At 59.3% G+C, this 23,750-nt stretch carries 20 protein-coding genes; 18 read left to right on the top strand and 2 right to left on the bottom strand.

The genetic code is table 11. The features are described 5' to 3' along the window. Positions 1-43 precede the first annotated feature (43 nt). The 10 genes from NYR50_RS15265 to NYR50_RS15220 all read left to right on the top strand — a co-directional run bounded on the left by NYR50_RS15265 (position 44) and on the right by NYR50_RS15220 (position 13,811). A complete protein-coding gene (locus tag NYR50_RS15265) occupies positions 44-2,131 on the top strand; it encodes an ABC transporter substrate-binding protein (RefSeq protein WP_418137463.1) in 2,088 nt (695 codons plus the stop codon). A 143-nt stretch (positions 2,132-2,274) separates the two neighbouring features. Further along, complete coding sequence (locus NYR50_RS15260; RefSeq protein ID WP_006312419.1) at positions 2,275-3,282, top strand: ABC transporter permease; 1,008 nt, start codon at positions 2,275-2,277, stop codon at positions 3,280-3,282. A 1-nt stretch (position 3,283) separates the two neighbouring features. Then, on the top strand, positions 3,284-4,420 hold the full coding sequence (locus NYR50_RS15255; RefSeq protein ID WP_174012136.1) for an ABC transporter permease: 1,137 nt from the start codon (positions 3,284-3,286) through the stop codon (positions 4,418-4,420). A 13-nt stretch (positions 4,421-4,433) separates the two neighbouring features. Beyond that, positions 4,434-6,101 (top strand): ABC transporter ATP-binding protein, encoded by a 1,668-nt coding sequence (locus NYR50_RS15250; RefSeq protein WP_174012138.1) that lies wholly within the window; start codon positions 4,434-4,436, stop codon positions 6,099-6,101. A gap of 22 nt (positions 6,102-6,123) precedes the next feature. After that, positions 6,124-7,497, top strand: a complete 1,374-nt coding sequence (locus tag NYR50_RS15245; protein ID WP_174012141.1) for an alpha-glucosidase/alpha-galactosidase — start codon at positions 6,124-6,126, stop codon at positions 7,495-7,497. Positions 7,498-7,744: 247 nt separating this feature from the next. Beyond that, positions 7,745-8,809: an HlyD family secretion protein gene (locus tag NYR50_RS15240; RefSeq protein ID WP_174012143.1), complete on the top strand. Its 1,065-nt coding sequence runs from the start codon at positions 7,745-7,747 to the stop codon at positions 8,807-8,809. Positions 8,810-8,820: 11 nt separating this feature from the next. Continuing rightward, positions 8,821-11,595, top strand: coding sequence for a ribosome-associated ATPase/putative transporter RbbA (rbbA, locus tag NYR50_RS15235; protein ID WP_418137462.1), 2,775 nt, complete (start codon positions 8,821-8,823; stop codon positions 11,593-11,595). Next, positions 11,592-12,710 carry an ABC transporter permease gene (locus NYR50_RS15230; RefSeq protein ID WP_418137461.1) on the top strand — a complete coding sequence of 373 codons (1,119 nt, stop codon included), beginning with the start codon at positions 11,592-11,594 and terminating at the stop codon, positions 12,708-12,710. The genes rbbA and NYR50_RS15230 overlap by 4 nt, the downstream gene beginning before the upstream one ends. Positions 12,711-12,844: 134 nt before the next feature. Next, entirely contained in the window at positions 12,845-13,447 is a 603-nt protein-coding gene (locus NYR50_RS15225; RefSeq protein WP_174012149.1) for a hypothetical protein, read from the top strand. A gap of 217 nt (positions 13,448-13,664) precedes the next feature. Further along, complete coding sequence (locus tag NYR50_RS15220) at positions 13,665-13,811, top strand: DUF1127 domain-containing protein (RefSeq protein WP_006312411.1); 147 nt, start codon at positions 13,665-13,667, stop codon at positions 13,809-13,811. Between the two features lie 483 nt (positions 13,812-14,294). Here the strand turns inward: NYR50_RS15220 and NYR50_RS15215 are convergent, their stop codons facing one another. Further along, positions 14,295-14,738, bottom strand: a complete 444-nt coding sequence (locus tag NYR50_RS15215) for a response regulator (protein ID WP_006312409.1) — start codon at positions 14,736-14,738, stop codon at positions 14,295-14,297. Positions 14,739-15,117: 379 nt separating this feature from the next. Here NYR50_RS15215 and ftsZ point away from each other — a divergent pair, with 379 nt between their 5' ends. From ftsZ to NYR50_RS15200, 3 genes are all read left to right on the top strand, one after another. Then, positions 15,118-16,080 (top strand): cell division protein FtsZ, encoded by a 963-nt coding sequence (gene ftsZ / locus NYR50_RS15210; protein ID WP_006312408.1) that lies wholly within the window; start codon positions 15,118-15,120, stop codon positions 16,078-16,080. 294 nt (positions 16,081-16,374) lie between these two features. Continuing rightward, the gene (locus NYR50_RS15205) at positions 16,375-17,073 is read left to right on the top strand and encodes a GntR family transcriptional regulator (RefSeq protein WP_121691942.1); all 699 of its coding nucleotides are present in this window, start codon (positions 16,375-16,377) and stop codon (positions 17,071-17,073) included. Positions 17,074-17,182: 109 nt separating this feature from the next. Beyond that, positions 17,183-18,148, top strand: a complete 966-nt coding sequence (locus NYR50_RS15200) for a dihydrodipicolinate synthase family protein (RefSeq protein ID WP_418137460.1) — start codon at positions 17,183-17,185, stop codon at positions 18,146-18,148. A gap of 67 nt (positions 18,149-18,215) precedes the next feature. On the opposite strand, the gene NYR50_RS15195 is transcribed toward NYR50_RS15200, so the two are convergent. Continuing rightward, complete coding sequence (locus tag NYR50_RS15195; protein WP_418137459.1) at positions 18,216-19,253, bottom strand: Ldh family oxidoreductase; 1,038 nt, start codon at positions 19,251-19,253, stop codon at positions 18,216-18,218. A 317-nt stretch (positions 19,254-19,570) separates the two neighbouring features. On the opposite strand from NYR50_RS15195, the gene NYR50_RS15190 reads away from it, so the two are divergent. The 5 genes from NYR50_RS15190 to NYR50_RS15170 all read left to right on the top strand — a co-directional run bounded on the left by NYR50_RS15190 (position 19,571) and on the right by NYR50_RS15170 (position 23,738). After that, the gene (locus NYR50_RS15190) at positions 19,571-20,377 is read left to right on the top strand and encodes a transporter substrate-binding domain-containing protein (RefSeq protein WP_418137458.1); all 807 of its coding nucleotides are present in this window, start codon (positions 19,571-19,573) and stop codon (positions 20,375-20,377) included. 73 nt (positions 20,378-20,450) lie between these two features. Continuing rightward, the gene (locus NYR50_RS15185; RefSeq protein WP_174012155.1) at positions 20,451-21,116 is read left to right on the top strand and encodes an amino acid ABC transporter permease; all 666 of its coding nucleotides are present in this window, start codon (positions 20,451-20,453) and stop codon (positions 21,114-21,116) included. 12 nt (positions 21,117-21,128) lie between these two features. Then, positions 21,129-21,782: an amino acid ABC transporter permease gene (locus tag NYR50_RS15180; protein WP_121691945.1), complete on the top strand. Its 654-nt coding sequence runs from the start codon at positions 21,129-21,131 to the stop codon at positions 21,780-21,782. Beyond that, a complete protein-coding gene (locus NYR50_RS15175; protein WP_121691946.1) occupies positions 21,775-22,497 on the top strand; it encodes an amino acid ABC transporter ATP-binding protein in 723 nt (240 codons plus the stop codon). Before NYR50_RS15180 ends, NYR50_RS15175 begins: the two co-directional genes overlap by 8 nt. Next, positions 22,497-23,738 (top strand): NAD(P)/FAD-dependent oxidoreductase, encoded by a 1,242-nt coding sequence (locus tag NYR50_RS15170; protein ID WP_418137457.1) that lies wholly within the window; start codon positions 22,497-22,499, stop codon positions 23,736-23,738. Before NYR50_RS15175 ends, NYR50_RS15170 begins: the two co-directional genes overlap by 1 nt. Positions 23,739-23,750 lie beyond the last annotated feature (12 nt).

Below are 23,750 nucleotides of genomic sequence, written 5' to 3'. Positions count from 1 at the left end.
AGAGGGTGGGCGCTCGAAGAGCTGCCATTTGGGAGGAAAAACGATGTTACTTCAACGCAGGATCGGTATCATCTCGGCACTGGGGCTCAGTGTTTCGATGATCGCACTCAATGCGAATGCCTTCGAGACCACCACGCCGCCCGAACCGCCGCAATTTCCGGCAGAAGGCAAGATCAACTATGTGGCGCGCGACTCGATCCTCGAATTCAAGGCGCTGCCAAGCTACAGCGAACCCGACTGGATCAGCGAAAAATTCGAGAAGGCCGGCAAGCTGCCGCCGCTGAAGGAGCGCCTGCCGGAAGAGCCGCTGGTCTACAAGACCGGGAATATGCTCGACGGCGTCGGCGTTTATGGCGACACCATGCGGCATGTGGTCGGCGGCAGGCCCGAGGGCTGGAACTACATTGCCGGCCAGAGCCAGGGCTGGGGCGGCATCGATATCGCCCTTTCCGAATGCCTGACGCGCACCGCGCCGCTCTTCCAGGTAGATGCAAAGGACACCGAACCCCTGCCCAATCTGGCCAAAAGCTGGGAATGGTCTGAAGACGGCCACAAGCTGACGATGCATCTCGTCAAGGGCGCGAAATGGTCAGATGGCGAAGCCTTCAACGCCGATGACGTGATGTTCTACTGGGAAGATGCCGTTATCGATCCCAACGTCTCGCCGCTTGGCGGCGGTGCATCGCCCGAGGCTTTCGGTGAGGGAACGACGCTCAAGAAGATCGATGACTATACCGTCGAATGGACCTTCAAGGCGGCGTTTCCCAAGCAATATCTTTACACCATGGCCTATCCGAGTTTCTGCCCCGGGCCGTCGCATATTCTGAAACCCCAGCACCCGAAATATTCCAAGAACACCTATAACCAGTTCAAGAACGCTTTCCCGCCGGAATATATGAACATGCCGGTCATGGGTGCTTGGGTGCCGGTTTCATACCGGCCCGACGATCTCATCGTTCTGCGTCGTAATCCCTATTACTGGAAGGTCGATGAAAAGGGCCAGCAGCTGCCCTACCTCAACGAGGTCCACTACAAGCTCTCCACCTGGGCCGACCGCGATGTGCAGGCCGTGGCGGGATCGGGCGATTTCTCCAATCTTGAACAGCCGGAGAATTTCGTCGCGTCGCTGAAACGCGCCGCCGATCCCAATGCGCCAGCCCGTCTTGCCTTCGGGCCGCGGCTCATCGGCTATAATCTGCAGATGAATTTCTCCGCCAATGGCTGGGGCAACCCGGATGAGCGCGGACAGGCGATCCGTGAGCTGAACCGCAACGACGTGTTCCGTCAGGCCGTCACTTCCGCTCTCGATCGCAAGGCGATCGGCGACTCGCTGGTGAAGGGGCCTTTCACGGCGATCTATCCGGGCGGCATTTCATCTGGCACCAGCTTCTATGATCGCGCCTCCACGGTCTATTATCCCTTCAACCTCGATGGTGCCAAGGCGGCGCTTGCCTCAATCGGCCTCAAGGACACCGATGGCGATGGCGTCCTGAATTTCCCGAAGGAAACGCTGGGTGGCCGCAATGTCGAAATTACCCTTCTGGTCAACAACGGCTATGCGACGGACAAGAGCCTTGCGGAAGGCCTCGTCGGCCAGATGGCGAAACTCGGGCTGCGCGTCGTCATCAACAGCCTCGATTCCAACCAGCGTGACGCCGCCCATTATGGCGGGCAGTTCGACTGGCTGGTGCGGCGCAACTCCACCGAGCTTTCATCCGTGGTGCAGAATACCGAGCAGCTTGCCCCTGTCGGCCCGCGCACCAGCTGGAACCACCGCTCGCCCGAAGGCAAGGAGCTGGATTTGATGCCGTTCGAAAAGGAGATGGCCGACATCGTGCGGAAATTCATCTCCTCGCAGGACAATGCCGAACGGGCGGACCTGATGAAGCAATATCAGAAGGTCTATACGCAGAACCTCTATACGATCGGTCTCACCGAATATCCCGGCGCGCTCATCGTCAACAAGCGGTTCTCGAATGTGCCGCAGGGCACGCCGATCTTCATGTTCAACTGGGCTGAAGACGCCATCATCCGCGAACGCCTGTGGGTGGCGGTCGACAAGCAGGGCAAATACGAACTCTTCCCGCAGCAGCTTCCCGGCAAGCCGGGCGAGGGCGGGCCGATCAACTAGAGCATTTCCAGTAAAAGTGCGCAGCGGTTTTACGTCCGGAAAATGCGAACTTGAAGAACTCCTCCCGGAGCACACCCGGTACCGGTCGCGCGTGAAGCGCGGCCGGAGACATACGGCCAATCCAAACCGAGGAAGACCGTTCGATGCTGAGATTTTTGACGATACGCGTGGCCTCCGCCATTCCGGTGCTGCTGATCCTGAGCGTGGTGACCTTCGCCATCATTCAGGCCCCGCCCGGTGACTATGCCGATTACATCCGCTCGCAGCTAATGAACCAGGGCGGAGCGTCCTTCGAACAGGCTGAAGCGCAGGCGCAGGCCTACCGTATTGAACACGGCCTCGATCAACCGCTCGTCATTCAATATTTCAACTGGATCGGCGGCATCGTGACGCGCGGCGATTTTGGCTACAGCTTCTATTACAACAAGCCGGTCGCCGATGTGGTTGGCGAACGCCTGCCGCGTACCATTGCGCTGGCGCTGGTCTGCCACATCCTTGCGTCCATTCTCGGCATCGCCTTCGGCATATGGGCGGCCACACGGCAATATTCCTGGGTCGATAATCTGCTCTCCACCATCGCCTTCCTTGGCATGACGATCCCGCGCTTCCTGATGGCGTTGATCCTCGTCTATCTCATGGTGTTTCATTTCGACGTGTCGGAGATCGGCAGCTTCTTCTCGCCGCAATATGGCGGCGCGCCGTGGTCGTGGGGCAAATTCGTTGATCTCGTCAGCCATGTCTGGCCGGTGGTCGCCATCGCCGTCTTCGGTGGGCTGGCCTACAATATGCGGGTGATGCGCGGCAATCTGCTCGACACGCTGAATGCGCAATATGTGGAGACGGCCCGCGCCAAAGGGCTTTCGGAAGGTGCGGTCATCATGCGCCATGCCGTGCCGAATGCCGTGCATCCGCTGGTCATGTATCAGGGTGTGGTGCTCCCCTACATGCTGAGTGGCGAGATCGAAACCGCCATTATCTTCGCGCTGCCGACCGTTGGCCCGGCCATTGTAGGCTCCATGGCGGTGGGGGATGTCTATGTCACCGCCACCTTCATGATGGTGCTGGCCGCCACGCTGATTGTCGGCAACATCATCGCCGACATGCTGCTCGCCATGCTTGACCCACGTGTTCGCGAATTCGGGAGGGCCTGAGATGATGGCGTTTGACGATGTGAAAAACGAAACCGCTGTCACACCGAAGCCCGAACGCGGCACGCAGGGTAACGAGTCCTATCTCGCGCTGGTGTGGCGGCGTCTGAGGCGCTCGGTTACCGGCATGGTCGGGCTGGTGCTGGTGGCGTTGCTGATCCTGATCGCCATTTTCGCGGATTTCTTCGCGCCGATGAACCCGCTGGAAACCAATGCCAGCTTTTCTCCTCCGCAAGTGGTTCGTTTCACCGACAAGGACGGCAATGTCAGTCCTTTCCCCCGCGTCTATGCAACGGCGGAAACCGCAGAACTCGACCCGGTTACCTTCCAGCCCATCGTCGGGCCGGATTACGACAATCCCGTCTATCTCGGCTTCTTCGTCAAAGGCGCGGAATACAGGCTTCTGGGTCTCATCCCGATGAGCCGGCATTTCTTCGGCTCGACGGATGGTAAGCCCGTGCATTTTCTGGGCACCGACAAGTTCGGACGCGACGTGCTGTCGCGCGCCATCTACGGCTCGCGCATCTCGCTCGCCATCGCACTCAGTGTCGTCGCCATCGTTACCATCATCGGTACCAGTGTCGGCCTGATATCAGGCTATTTCGGCGGGCCGCTGGATGCCTGGGTGCAGCGTTTTGTGGAAGTGGTGCTCGCTTTCCCGCAATTGCCGCTCTACCTCGCGCTGACCTCGCTCATTCCGGTTACCGCCCCGACGACTGTTTTCCTCCTTTTCGTGGTTGGCGTCATGTCCGCGCTCGGCTGGGCGCAGATGTCGCGGGAGGTGCGCGGCAAGACGCTGGCGCTGGCGCGTATCGATTATGTGCGGGCGGCCATTGCCGTCGGCGCCACCGACCGGCGCATCATCTTCCAGCATATTCTGCCGAATGTGATGAGCCATGTGATCGTTGCCGTGACGCTGCATATTCCGAGCGTCGTGCTCCTCGAATCCTTCCTCGGTTTCCTCGGTTTTGCGGTGAAGCCGCCGCTCATCTCCTGGGGGCTGATGCTGCAGGATACCGCCACCTATTCGGTCATCGGTTCCTATCCCTGGATTCTCGCCCCGGTCGGTTTCGTGCTGGTCACCGTTTTCGCCTTCAACGCGCTGGGCGATGGCCTGCGCGATGCCGTCGATCCCTATTGAGAGGAGCGTGCAAATGGTATCTGCCCAGAACAACGCCTACGCCCCCGCCATCCGCTTCGATGCCGATGACCGCCAGGATAACGCCATCATCGATGCCCGCAATATTGCCGTCACCTTCAAGGTGGAACACGGCACGGTGGAGGCGGTGAAGGATATTTCCTTCCAGCTTTACCGGGGGGAGACGATTGCGATCGTCGGTGAATCCGGTTCAGGAAAATCGGTCACGGCCCGCACGATCATGGGGCTTTTGACGAAGCGGGCCTCGGTTTCAAAGTCCGCGACTGTGCGGTTCAACGGCGACGACATCTTGAGGTTTTCGTCGCGACAACGCCGGGCGCTGCGCGGTAACCGCATCTCGATGATCTTTCAGGAGCCGATGAGTTCGTTGAACCCGATCTATACGATCGGCAGCCAGATCATCGAGGCGATCCGGGTTCATTCGCGGCTCAGCCGGAAAGAGGCGGAGGCGAGGGCGCTCGATCTTCTTCGGCAGGTGCAGATACCGGAGCCGGAGGCGCGGCTCAAGCAATATCCGCACCAGCTGTCCGGCGGCCAGCGTCAGCGCGTGATGATCGCCATGGCGCTCTCCAACGATCCGGACGTGCTGATTGCCGACGAACCGACCACGGCGCTCGATGTGACGGTGCAGGCGCAGATCCTCAACCTCATCCGCGACCTGCAGAAGAAGCGCGGCATGGCCGTGGTTCTCATCACCCACGACCTGACGATCGTGAAGCAGTTTTCCGATTACGTCTATGTCATGCAGCATGGCGAGATGCGTGAGCACAACACCACGGAGCGGCTGTTTGCAGCGCCCCAGCATCCCTACACGAAAAGGCTGCTTGCCTCCGAACCGCGTGGCACGGCGAAACCGCTGCCGGAAAATTCGGGCGTGCTGCTGACGGCAAGCGGCGTGCGCGTGTCCTTCATGATGCGATATGGCGGCCTGTTCAAACCCGAACTGAAGGAGCTGATCGCCGTCGACAGCCTCGGCTTGACCCTCAAGCGACACGAGACGCTGGGGCTCGTTGGTGAATCCGGTTCCGGCAAGACCACCTTTGGGCAATCGCTGCTGCGCCTGAACGAGCCGGTGGGCGGCGAGGTGGTCTTTGATGGCGAGAGGGTCGATGGCCGCTCTCGCGCCGAAATGCGGCCCTTGCGGTCGCGTATGCAGATCGTCTTTCAGGATCCCTTTGCCTCGCTCAATCCCCGCATGACCATCGGCCAGATCATTGAGGAAGGCCTCATCATCAACCGTCTCGGCAGAACCAAAGCCGAAAGGCTGGAACGGGTGCGCGACGCGCTGGAGGCGGCGGGCATGCCCGGCAACATCCTCTCGCGTTTCCCGCACGAATTTTCCGGCGGCCAGCGCCAGCGCATTGCCATTGCCCGTGCGGTGGCGCTGGAGCCGGAATTCATTCTGCTCGATGAGCCGACCTCGGCGCTCGATCTCTCCGTTCAGGCGCAGATCATTGATCTCCTGCGCAAGCTGCAGGACGAGCGCGGCCTGAGCTACCTGTTCATCTCGCACGACCTGAAGGTGGTCCGCGCGCTTTGCCACCGCGTCATCGTCATGCAAGGCGGCAGAATCGTCGAGGAAGGCCCTGTCGAGGATGTGCTGACCAACCCAAAAACCGAATATACTCAGCGGCTTGTACGGGCCGCCTTCGAAATCGCTTGAATTCCCAATGCCGGAGGTAGACATGGCAAGAGATCCCAAGATCACATTTATCGGCGCAGGCTCCACGGTGTTCATGAAGAACATCATCGGGGACGTGCTGCAACGTCCGGCCCTTTCGGGCGCCACCATCGCGCTGATGGACATCAACCGCGAGAGGCTGGAAGAAAGCGCCATCGTCGTCAACAAGCTGATTTCGACATTGGGGGCAAAGGCGAAAGCCGAGACCTATACCGACCAGAGAAAGGCGCTTGCCGGTGCCGATTTCGTCGTCGTCGCCTTCCAGATCGGCGGTTACGAGCCCTGCACGGTCACCGATTTCGAGGTGCCGCGCAAATATGGCCTGCGCCAGACCATTGCCGATACGCTCGGCGTTGGCGGCATCATGCGCGGTCTTCGCACCGTGCCGCATCTGTGGAAAATCTGCGAGGACATCCTTGCCGTCTGCCCCAATGCGATCATGCTGCAATACGTCAACCCGATGGCGATCAACACCTGGGCGATTGCGGAAAAATACCCGACGATCCGGCAGGTTGGCCTTTGCCATTCCGTGCAGGGCACGGCCATGGAACTCGCCCATGATCTCGATATCCCCTATGAGGAAATCCGCTATCGTTCGGCCGGCATCAATCACATGGCGTTTTTCCTCGAATTCGAGCACCGCCAGCCGGATGGCAGCTACAGGAACCTCTATCCCGACCTCGTGCGCGGCTACCGCGAAGGCCGTGCGCCAAAACCCGGCTGGAACCCGCGTTGCCCCAACAAGGTGCGTTACGAGATGCTGACGCGGCTCGGTTATTTCGTCACCGAAAGCTCCGAGCATTTCGCCGAATACACGCCCTATTTCATCAAGGAGGGACGCGTAGACCTGATCGAGAAATTCGGCATCCCGCTCGATGAATATCCGAAGCGCTGCATCGAGCAGATCGAGCGCTGGAAGGGGCAGGCGGCGGCCTATCGTTCGGCCGAGAAGATCGAGGTCAAGCAATCCAAGGAATATGCCTCCTCCATCATGAACTCCGTCTGGACCGGCGAACCCTCCGTCATCTATGGCAATCAGCGCAACAACGGCTGCATCACCTCGCTGCCATCGGATTGCGCGGCAGAAGTGCCCTGCCTTGTCGACCATAACGGCGTGCAGCCCACCTTTATCGGCGAATTGCCGCCGCAACTCACCGCCCTGATGCGCACCAACATCAATGTGCAGGAACTGACGGTGCGGGCGCTGATGAGCGAAAACCGCGAGCACATCTTCCACGCGGCGATGATGGACCCGCATACGGCGGCGGAGCTGGACCTCGACCAGATATGGTCGCTGGTGGACGACCTTCTGGTGGCTCATCGCGACTGGTTGCCGGAATGGACGCAGGCGGAGGTGAAGCGGGCGCGGGCGGTTTAAGCTCAGGTGCGCTAGGACAGACAAAAGGCCGTGGGTTTCACCTGCGGCCTTTCCGGTTTTCGCCCCGAAATCCAGCGCATTTGACTTGTGTCAAGGCCAAGAGCCACCGCGACGCTTAAACAGCCCATGACCCGGCCTACTCCCCAAACAGGAGAAATGTCGGGCGCAAATTCTAAACGTAAAGGTGGCTGGCTTCTTCGGTTTCATCGTATTACGGTTGAAACCTGAGGGTTCATGGGGAAGACGGATGTCTAAAAAAGGCTTGCTCATTGGTCTGGCGGTTGTGGTTCTTGCCGGTGTTGGCTATTTCGCCTGGTCAAAGTTGACGGCAGAGGGTCTGCCCTCCGGTTTCGTGGCCAGTAACGGTCGGATCGAGGCGGTCGAGATCGATATCTCCACCAAAACCGCCGGCCGCCTTCAAGATATCATGGTGCGCGAAGGCGATTTCGTGAAGGCCGGGCAAGTGCTTGCGCAGATGGATACCGCCCAGCTGGAGGCCAAAAAGCGTCAGGCGGAAGCGCAGCTTCGCCGTGCAAAGATCGCAATCGATACCGCCCATAGCCTTGTTGCCCAGCGGGAGGCGGAAAAGACCTCGGCGCTTGCGGTGGTGGAGCAGCGCAAAGCCCAACTCGATTCCGCCTCGAAGACCAATACACGTTCGAAACAGCTGCTGACCGGCAACGCCGTGTCGCAGCAGATCGTCGATGACAGCGAGGCGGCAGAGCAGTCCGCCCGCGCCACTCTTGCCTCGGCGCAGGCCTCGCTTGCCGCCTCTGATGCGGCAATCAGTGCCGCCAAGGCTCAGATCGTTGACGCGGAAGCGGCTGTTGATGCGGCGCAGGCCGATATTGAGAGCATCGAGACGGATATTGCCGATGCCACGCTGAAATCACCCCGCGACGGCCGGGTGCAATATCGTATCGCCCAGCCCGGCGAAGTGCTCTCCGCCGGCGGGCGGGTTCTCAACCTCGTCGATCTCGGCGATGTCTATATGACGTTTTTCCTGCCCACGGCCGAGGCTGGCCGCACATCCATGGGCTCGGATGTGCGCCTGATCCTCGACGCCGCGCCGCAATATACCATTCCCGCCAAAGTCTCCTTCGTCGCCGATGTGGCGCAATTCACGCCAAAGACGGTTGAAACCGAGGAGGAGCGCCAGAAGCTGACGTTCCGGGTGCGGGCGCAAATTCCGCAGGAGCTGCTGCAGAAATATATTCAATATGTCAAAACCGGTCTTCCCGGCATGGCCTATGTCCGGCTTGATCCGCAGGCCACGTGGCCGGAAAACCTCGAACGCAATCTTGTGAAGTGAGGGTGGCCGCGATGGTCACGACCTCCGCGACGAATGCTGAAAATCCCGGCGCGCCGGTAGCACGGTTGACGGATGTCCGGCTGGCGTTTGGCAGCACGGTTGCGCTTGCCGATATATCGGTCGAAATTCCCGCCGGCCGGATGATCGGGCTGATCGGGCCTGATGGTGTCGGCAAGTCCAGTCTGCTATCGCTCATCTCCGGTGCACGTGCCATACAAAAGGGAAAAGTGGAGGTTCTGGGCGGCGATATGTCCGATCCGCGCCACCGCGAGGATACTTGCCCGCGCATTGCCTATATGCCGCAGGGCCTCGGCAAAAACCTCTATCCGACCCTGTCCGTCTTCGAGAATATCGATTTCTTTGGCAGGCTGTTCGGGCAGGGCAGCAAGGAGCGGCAGGCGCGTATTGCCGAATTGCTCAAGAGTACCGGTCTGGAGCCTTTTGCCGACCGCCCGGCAATGAAGCTTTCCGGCGGCATGAAACAGAAACTTGGTCTCTGCTGTGCGCTGATCCACGATCCAGACCTGCTCATTCTCGATGAACCGACCACCGGCGTCGACCCGCTGTCGCGTCGGCAGTTCTGGGAGTTGATCGATACGATCCGTGCCGGACGTCCGGGCATGAGTGTGATTGTCGCGACGGCCTATATGGAAGAGGCTGCCGGCTTCGACTGGCTTGTCGCCATGGATGGCGGCAAGATCCTTGCCACCGGCTCCCCCGGCGAACTTCTCGAGCGCACCTCGACCGCCAATCTCGATGCCGCGTTTATTGCGCTTCTTCCGGAAGAAAAGCGCAAGGATTACCACGAGGTGCATATCGCGCCACGCAGGGTGACGGATGATGGTGACTATGCCATCGAGGCGTCACATCTCAGCATGCGCTTCGGTGATTTCACCGCTGTCGATAATGTCAGCTTCAAAATTCCGCGCGGCGAGATTTTCGGCTTTCTCGGCTCGAATGGTTGCGGAAAATCCACCACCATGAAGATGCTGACCGGGCTTCTGGCCGCCAGCGAAGGCGAGGCGAAGCTCTTCGGCCACAAGGTGGATGCCAGTGACATGGCAATCCGCCACCGCGTCGGTTACATGAGCCAGGCATTCTCGCTCTATTCCGAACTGACGGTACGACAGAACCTCGATCTGCACGCACGGCTGTTCAAGCTGCCGGAAGAAACCATTCAGCCGCGTATCGCCGAGATGGCCGAGCGTTTCGATCTGGATGCGGTCATGGAAACCATGCCTGACGACCTGCCGCTCGGCATCCGCCAAAGGCTGTCGCTGGCCGTGGCGATGATCCATTCGCCCGACATTCTCATTCTCGATGAGCCGACCTCCGGTGTCGACCCGGTGGCGCGGGACGGCTTCTGGCAAATCCTCGCCGATCTCTCCCGCAACGACAATGTCACCATCTTCATCTCCACCCATTTCATGAATGAGGCGGAGCGCTGCGACCGGATTTCGCTGATGCATGCCGGCAAGGTGCTGATCAGCGATACGCCTGACGCGATTACCAAGAGCCGCAATGCCGCAACGCTGGAAGAGGCTTTCGTCGCCTATCTCGAGGACGCCTCGGGTGTCAAAAAGGCGGAACCGCCAATTGCGCCCGCTCCGGCGGCGGCGGTGGTCCCGACGCAGCATGTTGCACCTGCCCGCAGACGGTTTTTCGATGTCCGGCGCATGTTCAGCTATACCCGCCGCGAGGCGCTGGAACTGCAGCGCGATCCCATTCGTGGCACTCTGGCGGTTCTTGGAAGCGTCATCCTGATGTTCGTGATCGGTTACGGCATCAATCTCGATGTCGAGGATTTGACCTTCGCGGTGCTGGACCGTGACGATTCCACCATCAGCCGCGATTACGTGCTCGACATAGCCGGCTCCCGTTATTTCATCGAGAAAGAGCCGATCCGCGACTATGCCGATATGGACCGGCGTATGCGTGACGGGGAGCTCAGCCTAGCCATCGAAATTCCACCCGGTTTCGGCCGCGATGTCTTGCGCGGCAAGACGGTGGAGGTGGGCGCCTGGATCGATGGCGCCATGCCGCAGCGGGCAGAAACCGTGCGCGGTTACGTGCAGGGCATGCACCAGACATGGCTGGCGCGCAAGGCGAGCGAAATTTACGGCAATGCAGCGACGCAAAGCAGTTTCAGCATCGAAACGCGCTATCGTTACAATCCCGACGTCAAGAGCCTCGTCGCCATGGTGCCGGCGGTCATTCCGCTGCTGCTGATGCTCATACCGGCCATGCTTTCGGCACTCAGCGTTGTCCGGGAAAAGGAGCTTGGCTCGATCGTCAATCTTTACGTGACGCCGACCACGCGGCTGGAATTCCTGATCGGCAAGCAGCTTCCCTATGTGGCGCTCGGCATGCTCAATTTCCTGCTGTTGACGGCATTTGCGATCTTCATCTTCCGGGTGCCGTTTACCGGCAGTTTTCTTGCTTACGCGACGGGCGCTTTGCTCTTCGTCATCATCGCCACATCCATCGGTCTCGTTATGTCTTCCTTCATGAAGAGCCAGATCGCGGCGATCTTCGGCACGGCCTTGCTAACGCTCATCCCGGCGACACAATATTCGGGCATGATCGATCCCGTTTCGTCGCTACAGGGGGCGGGGGCGTTTATCGGCAATATCTATCCCGCCACCTATTTCATGACGATTTCACGCGGCACCTTTTCCAAGGGACTGGATTTCGCCGGTCTTTCGGGTTCCTTCCTGCCGCTTCTCATCGCCGTTCCGCTGCTGCTCATCGCCGGTGCTGCTCTTTTGAGGAAACAGGCGTCATGAGATTGTTTTCGTCCAACATCTTCCAGCTCGGCATCAAGGAACTGCGCGGTCTGGCCCGTGACGGTATGTTGTTGCTGCTGATCGTCTACGCCTTCACGCTGCAAATCTATACCGGCTCCAGCGCGCTGCCGGAGACGCTGAACAATGCTGCCATCGCCATTGTCGATGAGGATCAGTCGCCGCTTTCCGGCCGCATCAGCACGGCGTTTTATCCGCCCTATTTCGCGCCGCCCAAGCAGATTTCCATTGCAGAAATGGACAAGCGCATGGATGCCGGGCTCGATACTTTCGCGCTTAATATCCTGCCGGATTTCCAGCGCCGGCTAATGGCCGGACAGCAACCCGCCATTCAGCTCAATATCGACGCCACCCGCATGAGCCAGGCTTTTAGCGGCGGCGGTTATGTGCAAAGCATCGTAACCAGCGAAGTTCAGGAATATATCAACCGCTATCGCGGCGCGACGACGGTGCCAGTCGACCTGACGCTGCGTTCCCGCTTCAACCCGGAACTGGACAAATCCTGGTTCGGCTCGATCAACAATATCATCACCGCCATCACCATGCTATCGATCGTGCTGACGGGGGCGGCGCTCATTCGTGAGCGTGAACATGGCACGGTCGAGCATCTGCTGGTCATGCCGGTCACGCCGCTGGAAATCATGCTCAGCAAGGTCTGGTCCATGGGTCTTGTCGTGCTGGTGGCCTCGGCATTTTCCCTTTTCGTTGTCGTTAAGGGGTTGCTCGCCATCCCCATCGAAGGCTCGCTTTCCCTTTTCCTGCTTGGAACGGCGTTGCAGCTCTTTGCCATGACGTCGATGGGCATTTTTCTGGCGACGGTAGCCGGCTCCATGCCGCAATTCGGGATGTTGCTGATCCTGTTCCTGCTGCCGTTGCAGGTGCTGTCCGGCGCCATGACGCCGCGCGAAAGCATGCCTGATATCATCCAGTACATCATGCTACTCGCGCCCAACACGCATTTCGTCATTCTGGCGCAATCAGTGCTTTTCAGGGGGGCGGGGCTGGATGTGGTGTGGCCGCAACTGCTGGCGCTGCTCGCCATCGGCTCGGCGCTCTTCATTTTTGCGCTTCGCCGCTTCCGGCGGTTCCTGCGCTGAGCAGCGGAAAAGAGTCCGTCTTCCAGCACTTCCGGACGAGTTGAATTAATTGTGTTCGGTAACGGTATGTTCGCCTTCGGGGAATATGCCTATGAGACGGCTGGGTAAAAGAGGGCTTTGTTCAGGAGTAGCAAATGAATATCGCAGCACGTCTGTCGCTGGCGGCCATGATCGCACTGGCCGCGACACCATCTTTCGCATCGGAGGACATGACTTCGGAGACGAGCGAGGCGATATTCGGTTTCGGCGGTGTGCTGACGAAAGAAGACATGCTGAAAAGCGCTGCCCTCATTCCCGTGGAATACGAAAAGAATGCCATTCTGGGCGGCGGTTACCAGTTTTATCCCTATAGTCTCGGCAATGTGAAACTGGGCGGCGAAATCGGCATTGCCGCAAGGTTCGGCAAGGGGTTCACCGGTGAGGTCTGGGCCGGCCCGGTCGCGCGCTATGAGCAGATCAGGCTCGGCGAGCGGCTGTTTATCACGCCGAGCTTTACCGCCGGTCTCAGCCTCGTCACGGATGCACAGCCGGGCCGCGAGCGCGAACAGGAAATCAAGGATGATGGCAATGCCAACGTCCTGTTTTACCTCGGGCCTGAGATCAACGTCTCCTTCAGCGAGGATTCCTCGACGGAATTCTTCTGGCGCCTTCACCACCGCTCCGGCGGCGGCAAGACATTGGGCAATATGAAGGGCGCGACCAACGCCAATGTCTTCGGCATGCGCTACAAGTTTTAAGGCGCGGGGCGTGTAGTCACGCCCTCCATGTGGCCGAATTTTCAGCCGCCAATCATTTCCCTGGAGAAGCTAAATTGGAACCCTTGCATACAGCGCATGGGTGGATTGCCTTATTCTGCCTGTTCATTGGGCATGATAAGGCGCATATAGAGGGCATCAAACGACGCCGGAACGAAAACGTTGCTGACGTCACCTAAACCTCAGAAAGGGTCATGTCATGAACGTAACACGCAGCTTCAACAATTGGCGCAAGTATCGTCAGACCATCAACGAGCTGGGCCGCATGAGCACCCGTGAACTGCACGATCTCGGTATTGATCGCAGCCAGATCACCAGCGTTGCCCGCGCCGCCGTCGGCAAGTAATACAGGCGATATCGCCACTTATGAATACTTCAACGCCCGCTTCGCGGGCGTTTTTGTTTTTGGAGCCCTTTGTTCCATGGCTCTCCGGCTTGGCGATGCGGTTCATGACGCGCGCGGTTTTGTCCTGACACAGGCAAAGGACTTGGCTCCTCCCGCGATCAGGATGATGCAATCTTCGGCGAATGGCGCGCCGTATTTTCGAGCGGGAAAATCGCCATGCATATAGCGCATATCTGTACTGCAACCTTGTGCCTGTGAAATGCGCAGAAAAATGCTATCTTCCAATCATCGAAACGGATGTACCTCCTCCCACATCCTTTCGGTAATGCGGGTGATCCTATTCCTCCTCCCAAAGGATTGCCCCGGGGACAGCGGTTTTCCTCCTCCCATATCGCTGTTCATCTTTTCAGAAAGCCTGCCGCACCTCCTCCCGCGGCAGGCTTTTTTGTTTTGGGGTATTTTCTTTCGTTTTCAGGAAATCGCTCAGTCGAAAGCCATCATGCCGATCGGCGTTACGGCGTGGGTGCCGGCGCGTTTGGCGAGCGCGTAGGAGAGGCATTGTTCGACGGCGTCCTGCGGTACTGGCTTGGCGATCACGCCGGCGCCGATACCGAGATTGACGACGACTTCAGGGTTTGCCGTCATGAAGATCACCACGACGCCATGATCTTCCGAAAGCCGCCTTCCGATCTCCGGTCCGGTCTGTCCATCGGCAAGATTGACGTCGACGAAGGCGATATCGGCACGGCTGCCAAGCGCCACGGCCTGATCCAGCCGGTTGGCGATACCGATGACGTTGGCCTCTTCTTCCGCCTGCATGATAGAATCTTCGATATCCATGGCGATCAGAAACTCGTCTTCAACGATCAGGACACGCGGCTGCTGCGTGCTGTAACCCGTTTCTTTTTGCAAGACGTCTGCCAACATATGCCTGTCTCCGTTCTAGGCGCCCCAGAGCGCTGTTGGCTAGCAAACACCTTGGGCCGTAACTCGTTCCAAAGTGAGATAAACATAGTGAATGGAGTGTAAACGGCGTGCCTTTTCGGCTATCACCATTCTATAGCGAAGCAGTTGATTCGGTTCGGTTTTCATCCGGGTAAGGGGTCGGAGAACGTCACCGTGGAGCATCTTTCGCCCCCTGGAGCGCCAGTCCTTCGCCATTTTGGCGCAATAGGCTGGCATGAAAATTCAAAGCGATACGGCCTTCTTCTCCTGTCGGGGCAGAGGCGCCGGGACCTTGCCGATCATTCGCGTGCCGCGGTCAAAACGGCGCCGGACCCTATGAGTTTAGAAAGAGATTAAGACGATGACCCAGTCTCCGCGCGCCACCATTGCCCGCAACACGCCCAATATCGCCGTCGTCGGCGTCGGTGGCGGTGGCGGCAATGCGATCAACAACATGATTGCCGAGGGCATTAGCGGGGTGGATTTCATCGCTGCCAACACGGATGCGCAGGCGCTGAAGAAAACCAATGCGCCGCGGCTCGTGCAATTGAGTTCCGAACTGACCGGGGGGCTCGGCGCGGGCGCCGATCCCGAGGTCGGCCGTCAGGCGGCGATCGATTCGCTTGATGAGATCATGGATCACTTAAGCGGTTACGACATGTGTTTCATCACCGCCGGCATGGGCGGTGGCACGGGCACGGGTGCTGCTCCCGTCATCGCCGAGGCCTGCCGCGCGAAGAATATCCTCACCGTTGGCGTCGTCACGCTTCCGTTCAGCTTCGAGGGCGCACGGCGCATGCGGGCGGCCGAATATGGCTTCGCCAACCTGCTCAACACCGCCGATACCGTCATCGTTATTCCCAACCAGAACCTGCTGCGTATCGCCGACGCCGGCACCACCTTCGAAAATGCGCTGAAGACCGCCGACAAGGTTCTGTCGCTTGGCGTGCGCTGCATCACCGATCTCATCCTGCGCGAAGGTCTCGTCAATCTCGATTTTGCCGATGTGCGTTATGTCATGAAGAATGGCGGACGCGCGCTTATGGGCACGGCGCAGGCCAAGGGTCCGAAACGCGCCTCGGAAGCGGCGGCTGCAGCCATCGCCAATCCGCTGCTTGGTGAACCTTCGCTGAAGGAGGCGCGGGGTGCGCTGGTGGCCATCTCGGGCGGCAACGATCTGACGCTTTATGAAATCGATGAAGCGATGACGCTGGTGCGCGAAGCGGTGAGCGAAGAGACCGACGTGGTGATGGGCGCTTCCTTTGACCCCACGCTTGACGGTGCTTTCAAGATTTCCGTCGTGGCCACCGGCCTGCGCAACTAAGGACGCACCCCGCAGCGTCACGGAACTATCGGGCAGCACGACGGTTCGACGCATTTCTTCTCCCCGCCGGGGAGCAGAAACAAGCGGCTCACTCCTCTTTCTTGGGATAAATCGAACCTCCCTGCGCTCACGCCACAAACCGAACGATTAAAAGCCGCCGCGGGTAATTTCCGCGACGGCTTTTTGGTTGTTTTTGAACAATTATTCCGCCATTCGAGAAAGCGAAGCGACCGCGCGGCGTTGATAACGAAAAAATATAATAGTACTCTTTATGTCGACAAGAGGGATTTGGTGATGACGGATATAATTGCTTCTGCCGAGCGCAAGCGCGGCTCCGGCGTGAAGATGGTCTATGATCTGCTGCGCGACGAAATTCTCGATCTGGTTCTGCCGCCCGGCAGCCCCATCGATGAGGTGCAGCTTGCCGAACGGTTCAAGATGTCGCGCACGCCGATCCGCGAGGCCCTGGTCAGGCTGTCGGGTGAGGGGTTGATCGATACGCTGCCGAACCGCTCGACCATGGTGTCGAATATCGATTTCCTCAACATGCACACCTATTTCGATGCGCTGGTACTGATGTACCGGGTCACCACGCAGCTCGCCGCACAATATCACCGTCCGGAAGATCTGGCCGGCATCCGGGCGCACAATGCGGAATTTGCCGTTGCGGTGGAAGAGCAGAATGCGCTGGCGATGATCTCCACCAACGCTGCCCTTCACCTTGCCATCGCCGAGGCCGGCCGCAACCCCTATTTCACCAGCCTGTTCAAGCGCCTGCTGGACGAGGGGCGCCGTATTCTGCGGCTTTATTACCAGTCCTACGAGGATCGCCTGCCGCGGCGTTTCGTCGATGATCATGAGGCGATGATCGCGGCCATTGCCGCGCGGGATATCGCTCTTTCTGAAAAACTGGCGCGCGAACATGCCGAACAGATCGTGCGCCAGGTGCAGAAATTGCTGGTGCGAAACGAGCGTCTTGAAATAAGTCTGTAGCTTGTCGATTTCTTGTCGACAAATAAAATACAAGATAGTAATGTCCTTGTCGAAAGGGTGGCGCGGAGCTGCGTCCATTCCTGAGAACCATATACCTTAGGAGCTCATAATGACGGCCAGCATTTTTTCCGGCGTAATCCCCGCTTTGATGACCCCGTGCAGACAAGACCGCACCCCTGATTTCGATGCGCTTGTCCGCAAGGGCAAGGAACTGATCGCCGACGGCATGTCCGCCGTCGTTTATTGCGGTTCGATGGGTGACTGGCCGCTCCTGACGGACGAGCAGCGCATGGAAGGCGTGGAGCGCCTGGTCAAGGCCGGCATTCCTGTTATCGTCGGCACTGGCGCGGTCAACACGGCATCTGCCGTGGCGCACGCTGCCCATGCCCAGAAGGTTGGCGCCAAGGGCCTGATGGTCATTCCGCGCGTTCTGTCGCGCGGTTCGGTCATCGCCGCCCAGAAGGCCCACTTCAAGGCCATTCTCTCTGCCGCTCCTGAAATTCCGGCTGTCATCTACAACAGCCCCTATTACGGTTTCGCGACCCGCGCCGATCTCTTCTTCGCGCTGCGCGCCGAACACAAGAACCTCGTCGGCTTCAAGGAATTCGGCGGCCCGGCCGATATGCGTTATGCCGCTGAAAACATCACCAGCCGCGATGACGACGTGACCCTGATGATCGGCGTCGATACCGCAGTCGTTCACGGTTTCGTCAATTGCGGTGCGACCGGCGCCATCACCGGGATTGGCAATGTCCTGCCGAAGGAAGTCATTCATCTCTGCAAGCTGTCGCAGGCTGCCGCCAAGGGTGACGCAGATGCCCGCGCCCGCGCGCTGGAACTGGAGCAGGCGCTTGCCGTGCTCTCCTCCTTCGATGAAGGCCCGGATCTGGTTCTCTATTTCAAGCACATGATGGTGCTGCAGGGCGACAAGGAATACACGCTGCACTTCAACGAAACCGATGCCCTGACGGACAGCCAGCGCGGTTATGTCGAGGCGCAGTTCAAGCTGTTCAACAGCTGGTATGCCGATTGGAGCAAGCTTCCGGGTGCGGTTCAGGCCTGCAAAGCTGCCTGAGTCATTACAGTAATAAAATAAAAGGCCCGCATTTGCGGGCCTTTTTCATTTCCGATCCTCAACGCGGTCAGGAGACCGCGTCCAGTCCCTTCTCCAGCAACCGATCGAGCCCGGCCATTTCAGCGGCCGTGAGAGTAATGCCTTCGCTCTCGGATTTTGCCCGTGCGGCAAAGCGGCGGCCGGAGGGCAGGCGGGCGCCTTGGCCGATAATGGCATCGAACAGCACTTCGGCGCGCTGGAAGGGATCACCCGGACGCCCCTTGGCGAAGGCTTCCGGGGAGAATGCAACGATCAATTCGCCATGGAAAGGCGCAAGCGTTGTGGTGCCGAGATAATCGAGCACTTCAGGGCTGGTAAGATCGCCGATCATGATGCCGGCGAGCAGTTCGATCATGGTGCCGATCGCTGATCCCTTGTGGCCGCCAAAAGGAAGCATGGCACCGGCAAGCGCTGCCTCCGGGTCGGTGGTCGGGTTGCCCGCAGCATCCACCGCCCATCCTTCCGGCAAGGATTTTCCGGCGCGCCGGTGCAGTTCTATCTCGCCGCGGGCCGCGACGGATGTCGCGAAATCAAAGACGTAGGGCGACGCGTCCTTGCGCGGCCAGCCGAAGGCAAAGGGGTTGGTGCCGAGCAGCGGCTTGGTTCCGCCTGTCGGTGCGACGGTGGAGTAACTTGGGCACATCACCAGCCCGGCCAGTCCGTTCGAGGTTAAACCTTCGACCTCGGGCCAAAGCGCGGAAAAATGCGTGCAGTCATTGATGACGAGTGCCGCGACGCCCAGGCGTTTCGCGCGCTCGGCCAGAACCGGCAGGCCAAGCTCGAAGGCGGGGTTGGCGAAACCGCCCTTGGCATTGACCTTCACAATGGCCGTGCCGTCGTCTTCCGCCACTTCCGGTATCGCATCGGGCTTCACCTTGGCCGCCTTGACGGTGCGAAGTGCGCCTTCAATGCGATAAATGCCATGCGATTTGCAGGCGTCGCGTTCGCCGGCAGTGATGACGCGTGCCAGCGCTCCCGACTGGACGGCATTCAGTCCCGCCCTCAAAAAAATCGACTCGACCCGCTGGAAAAGTGCCTCAATGGTCAAGGTGTTCGTGTCGCTCATCATAGTCCTCCGATACTGGCTCGCACATTTTGAATACATAAAGTATACAAAGAAGAGGGTAATGCAATCTGTCTTTTCACGTTGTGACGTCAGCAGGTGCAAATCGGCGTCAAGCCGGAAAGGTGGATGTATCTATAGGCACCGACATTGTTCTTACGCAGCTTTTTCCATTCAGGCCGCTCGACCAATCTCATTCGTCTGCACATGCAAAAAATTCTTTTTGTATACTCCTTGTATTTTTATATTGATTTATCGCTGCCATGGGGAAATAGTGATCGCGCCTTCAACGGCAGACCAATTGATGGGAGCAATCAACAATGAAAAAATCGGTCATCGTCGCCGGCCTCCTGGCCGCCACTTTCTCTATTACGCCGGCCAAGGCCGACAAACTTGACGACATCATTTCGTCCGGCACGCTGCGTTGCGCGGTCGTGCTGGATTTCCCGCCGATGGGTGCGCGTGATGACGCCAACAACCCTGTTGGCTTCGATGTCGATTATTGCAACGATCTGGCCAAGGTGCTTGGCGTCACGGCTGAAATTGTCGAGACCCCGTTCCCCGAGCGTATTCCAGCGCTGATGTCCGGCCGCGTCGATGTCGGCGTTGCGTCGACCTCCGACACGCTGGAGCGCGCCAAGACCGTCGGAATGACCGTGCCTTATTTTGCCTTCGAAATGGCTGTCACCGCCAACGACAAGTCCGGCGTCAAGTCCTTCGAAGACATGAAGGGCAAGACGGTTGGCGCAACCGCCGGCACCTTCGAAGCGATCGCTCTCGAGAAGACGGTCAAAGAATGGGGCGTGGGTGAATTCCGTCCTTACCAGACCCAGGCTGACGTGTTCCTCGCGCTTAGCCAGGGTCAGATCGACGCCACGGTCTCCACCTCCACCGTTGCGCAGTCGACCGTCAAGAGCGGCAAGTTCGCAGGCGTCTCCGTCGTCGGCAAGGCGCCTTATGATATCGACTACGTGTCGCTGTTCACCAACCGCGATGAATATGGCTTCATCAACTACCTGAACCTCTTCATCAACCAGCAGGTTCGCACCGGCCGTTACGCCGAACTCTACAAGAAATGGGTTGGCGGCGAGGTTCCCTCGCTCACCGTCAACGGCGTTTATCGCTGATCAGGACTTTTCGTAAACGGCGCGGTCAAAAATGATCGCGCCGTTGATCGTTTCTGAAAAGGCGGGACGCTTCATGTTCAACTATACATTCCACTGGAATCAGGCGCTGAAGGCTTTGCCGCAGCTTCTGGACGGTGCGGTGGTGACGCTGCAGATCGCCATTCTGTCGATGGTGATAGGCCTTTCCTTCGCCATCCTGCTGACTTTGTTCCGGCTCTCCGGAAACCGCATTCTCGGCGCTTTTGCCGCCGTTTGGGTAGAGATCGCCCGCAACACGCCGGCGCTGTTCCAGATTTACATGGCCCATTTCGGGCTTGGCAATTTCGGCATTCATCTCAGCCCCTATACAGCACTTCTTGTCGGCATCGCGTTTAACAATGCGGGTTATCTGGCGGAGAATTTCCGTGGCGCGCTGAAAGCGATACCGGATACGCAGACGCGGTCGGGCCGTTCGCTCGGCATGACCTCGATGCAGACATTCCGGCTGATCATCATGCCGCAGATGCTGCGCGTCGCCTTCCTGCCGGCCACCAACCAGATGGTCTGGGCGATCCTGATGACCTCGCTTGGTGTCACGGTCGGCATGAATACGGATCTCGCCGGCGTCACGCAGGCGCTCAATGCGCGTTCTTTCCGTACCTTTGAATTCTTCGCGCTTGCTGCGGTCATCTATTACGTGATCGCCAAGATCGTCACGCTTGCCGCCAGATTGCTGGCTGCACGTCTGTTCCGTTACTGAGAGAGGTGAGCCATGTTTGAAACCGCTCTCACCTGGAGTGATCTCGCCTTCCTGGCCAAGGGTGCCGGCATGACGCTTGCCGTCACCGCCGTCGCCGTCACGGCAGGCACCATCATGGGGATCATCTTCGGTGTCATCCGCTTCCAGTTCGGCCCTTACTGGTCGCTGCCGCTGACCTTCGTTCTGGATATTTTCCGCTCCGTGCCGCTGCTTATCCAGCTGGTGCTCGGCAATGCCTTCCAGTCGATCGCCAAGCTCGGCTGGCCGCCCTTCACCACCTCCTGCGTGGTGCTGTCGCTTTATACGGCAGCCTATTGCACCGAGATCGTGCGCGGCGGCATCGGTGCCGTGCCGTCCAATACCCGCCGGGCCTGCCGGTCGCTGGGCATGACCTGGTCGCAGGATATGCGCTACATCGTGTTGCCGCTCGCTACCCGCGTGTCGCTGCCGTCATGGATCGGGCTGACGCTCGGTGTCATGAAGGATTCGGCACTGGTGCTGTGGCTCGGCCTCATCGAGCTTCTGCGCGCCTCGCAGATCCTCGTGACCCGCCTGCAGGAACCGCTGACCATCCTGATGATCTGCGGCGCCATCTATTTCCTTATCAGCTTCCCCATCGCCCGTTTCGGCGGGTATCTCGAAAGACGGTGGTCCCCCAATGATTGAGATCGAAAACGTCCGCAAATCCTTCGGCCCGCTGGAGGTTCTGAAAGGGATCAACCTTACCGTCAATAAGGGTGAGGTCGTCACCATCATCGGCGGCTCCGGTTCCGGCAAGTCGACGCTGCTGACCTGCATCAACGGTCTGGAGCCAATCGACAGCGGCAAGATCGCCATCGACGGCACGGAAGTGCACGCCAAATCGACCGACCTCAACAAGCTGCGCCGCAAGGTCGGTATCGTCTTCCAGCAATGGAATGCGTTTCCGCATCTGACGGTGCTGGAAAACGTCATGCTGGCGCCGCGCAAGGTTCTTGGCATCTCGAAAGAAAAGGCCGAGGAAATCGCGGTCAAGCAACTGACCCATGTCGGTCTTGCCGAAAAGCTGAAGGTCTACCCGAACCGCATGTCGGGCGGCCAGCAACAGCGTATGGCGATTGCCCGCGCGCTTGCCATGTCGCCGGAATATATGCTGTTCGACGAAGTGACCTCGGCGCTTGATCCGATGCTGGTCGGCGAAGTGCTCGATACGCTGAAGATGCTGGCAGACGAAGGCATGACGATGATCTGCGTCACCCATGAAATGGCCTTTGCCCGCGATGTCTCGAACCGCGTCGCCTTCTTCCATCAGGGCGTGATGGCGGAAATCGGCACGCCGGACCAGCTATTTGGCGCGCCGCAGCACGCCGAGACACAGAAGTTCCTGGCGAGCGTGCGGTAATGCCTGCGAATGATGTCATTGTCATAGGGGCCGGCGTTGTCGGCCTCTCGGCGGCAATCGCCGCGCAGGGCCGTGGTCTTTCGGTCACGGTCATCGATCGCGAGGGACCGGCGGCGGGCGCTTCGGCCGGCAATGCCGGAGCCTTCGCCTTTACCGATATCCTGCCGCTCGCTTCGCCGGGCATTCTCTGGAAGGCGCCGAAATGGCTGCTTGATCCGCTCGGGCCGCTTAGCGTGCCGCCGGCCTATGCGCTGAAGATCGCGCCTTGGATGTTCCGTTTCTGGCGGGCCTGCGCCGCATCGAAGGTCGAGCATTCCACAGCCGCGCAGACAGCGATGATGGATCTTTCCAGGGCCGAGCTGGAGCCGTTCCTCAGAAAGACCGACACCATTGCCATGCTGCGCAAGGAGGGCAACCTTCAGGTCTATGAAAGCGAGACGGAATTCGAGAGCTCGCTTGCCGGCTGGAAAGCGCGCGAACGCCACGGCATCGAGTTCCGGCATCTGAACGCCGAGCAGATGGCCGAAATTCAACCCGGCATCGCACCGCGATTTACCTGCGGCACGTTCACGCCCGGCTGGTTCTCGATCGCCGACCCCAAGTTCTATACGCTGGCACTGGCCGACCATTTCCGCACCATTGGCGGCCGTATCGAATGCCTGGATGTGGCTTCGCTCAGACCGCTGGAAGACGGCGTCGAGGTGGTGAGCCATGATGGCCGCACCCGCAAGGCCGGTAAGGTGGTACTGGCGGCGGGTGCCTTCTCGCACCGCATCGCCCGTTCGCTTGGCGAAAAAATTCCGCTGGAAACGGAACGGGGTTATAATACTACCCTGCCAGCAGGCGCTTTTGATCTGCGCACCCAGGTCACCTTCGGCGGCCACGGGTTCGTCGTTACCCGTCTTTCCTCCGGCATCCGCGTCGGCGGTGCCGTAGAACTCGGTGGATTGGAACTTCCGGCCAATTTCGCCCGGTCCGAGGCGCTTCTGGCCAAGGCGAAAGCCTTCCTGCCGGGCCTCAAAACCGAAGGCGGCAAGCAGTGGATGGGTTTCCGCCCGTCGCTGCCGGACAGCCTGCCGGCCATCGGGCAAGCGCGGCATACGGCAAGGGTGGTCTATGCTTTCGGCCACGGGCATCTGGGGCTGACGCAATCGGCGGGTACGGCCCGCATCGTAGCCGATCTTCTGACGGGGCAAAAACCCGCTATCGATACAAGGGCATTTTCGCCGCAACGTTTCTGACGGGGATTTTTC

This window comes from Agrobacterium sp. El2ro-1b (genome assembly GCF_048298475.1).
GTDB classification, from domain to species: domain Bacteria; phylum Pseudomonadota; class Alphaproteobacteria; order Rhizobiales; family Rhizobiaceae; genus Agrobacterium; species Agrobacterium fabrum.
The sequence above is the reverse complement of the archived record's forward strand: the minus strand, read 5'-3'. Positions and strand labels throughout refer to the sequence as shown.

Coding starts and splice junctions, on each gene's coding strand:
- NYR50_RS15230 (WP_418137461.1), top strand. CDS start 11,592: ATGAGATTGTTTTCGTCCAACATCTTCCAGCTCGGCATCAAGGAACTG.
- NYR50_RS15215 (WP_006312409.1), bottom strand. CDS start 14,738: ATGTTGGCAGACGTCTTGCAAAAAGAAACGGGTTACAGCACGCAGCAG.
- NYR50_RS15195 (WP_418137459.1), bottom strand. CDS start 19,253: ATGAGCGACACGAACACCTTGACCATTGAGGCACTTTTCCAGCGGGTC.
- NYR50_RS15190 (WP_418137458.1), top strand. CDS start 19,571: ATGAAAAAATCGGTCATCGTCGCCGGCCTCCTGGCCGCCACTTTCTCT.
- NYR50_RS15170 (WP_418137457.1), top strand. CDS start 22,497: ATGCCTGCGAATGATGTCATTGTCATAGGGGCCGGCGTTGTCGGCCTC.
- NYR50_RS15265 (WP_418137463.1), top strand. CDS start 44: ATGTTACTTCAACGCAGGATCGGTATCATCTCGGCACTGGGGCTCAGT.
- rbbA (WP_418137462.1), top strand. CDS start 8,821: ATGGTCACGACCTCCGCGACGAATGCTGAAAATCCCGGCGCGCCGGTA.
- NYR50_RS15245 (WP_174012141.1), top strand. CDS start 6,124: ATGGCAAGAGATCCCAAGATCACATTTATCGGCGCAGGCTCCACGGTG.
- NYR50_RS15185 (WP_174012155.1), top strand. CDS start 20,451: ATGTTCAACTATACATTCCACTGGAATCAGGCGCTGAAGGCTTTGCCG.
- NYR50_RS15220 (WP_006312411.1), top strand. CDS start 13,665: ATGAACGTAACACGCAGCTTCAACAATTGGCGCAAGTATCGTCAGACC.
- NYR50_RS15205 (WP_121691942.1), top strand. CDS start 16,375: ATGACGGATATAATTGCTTCTGCCGAGCGCAAGCGCGGCTCCGGCGTG.
- NYR50_RS15180 (WP_121691945.1), top strand. CDS start 21,129: ATGTTTGAAACCGCTCTCACCTGGAGTGATCTCGCCTTCCTGGCCAAG.
- NYR50_RS15175 (WP_121691946.1), top strand. CDS start 21,775: ATGATTGAGATCGAAAACGTCCGCAAATCCTTCGGCCCGCTGGAGGTT.
- NYR50_RS15260 (WP_006312419.1), top strand. CDS start 2,275: ATGCTGAGATTTTTGACGATACGCGTGGCCTCCGCCATTCCGGTGCTG.
- NYR50_RS15200 (WP_418137460.1), top strand. CDS start 17,183: ATGACGGCCAGCATTTTTTCCGGCGTAATCCCCGCTTTGATGACCCCG.
- NYR50_RS15240 (WP_174012143.1), top strand. CDS start 7,745: ATGTCTAAAAAAGGCTTGCTCATTGGTCTGGCGGTTGTGGTTCTTGCC.
- NYR50_RS15225 (WP_174012149.1), top strand. CDS start 12,845: ATGAATATCGCAGCACGTCTGTCGCTGGCGGCCATGATCGCACTGGCC.
- NYR50_RS15255 (WP_174012136.1), top strand. CDS start 3,284: ATGATGGCGTTTGACGATGTGAAAAACGAAACCGCTGTCACACCGAAG.
- ftsZ (WP_006312408.1), top strand. CDS start 15,118: ATGACCCAGTCTCCGCGCGCCACCATTGCCCGCAACACGCCCAATATC.
- NYR50_RS15250 (WP_174012138.1), top strand. CDS start 4,434: ATGGTATCTGCCCAGAACAACGCCTACGCCCCCGCCATCCGCTTCGAT.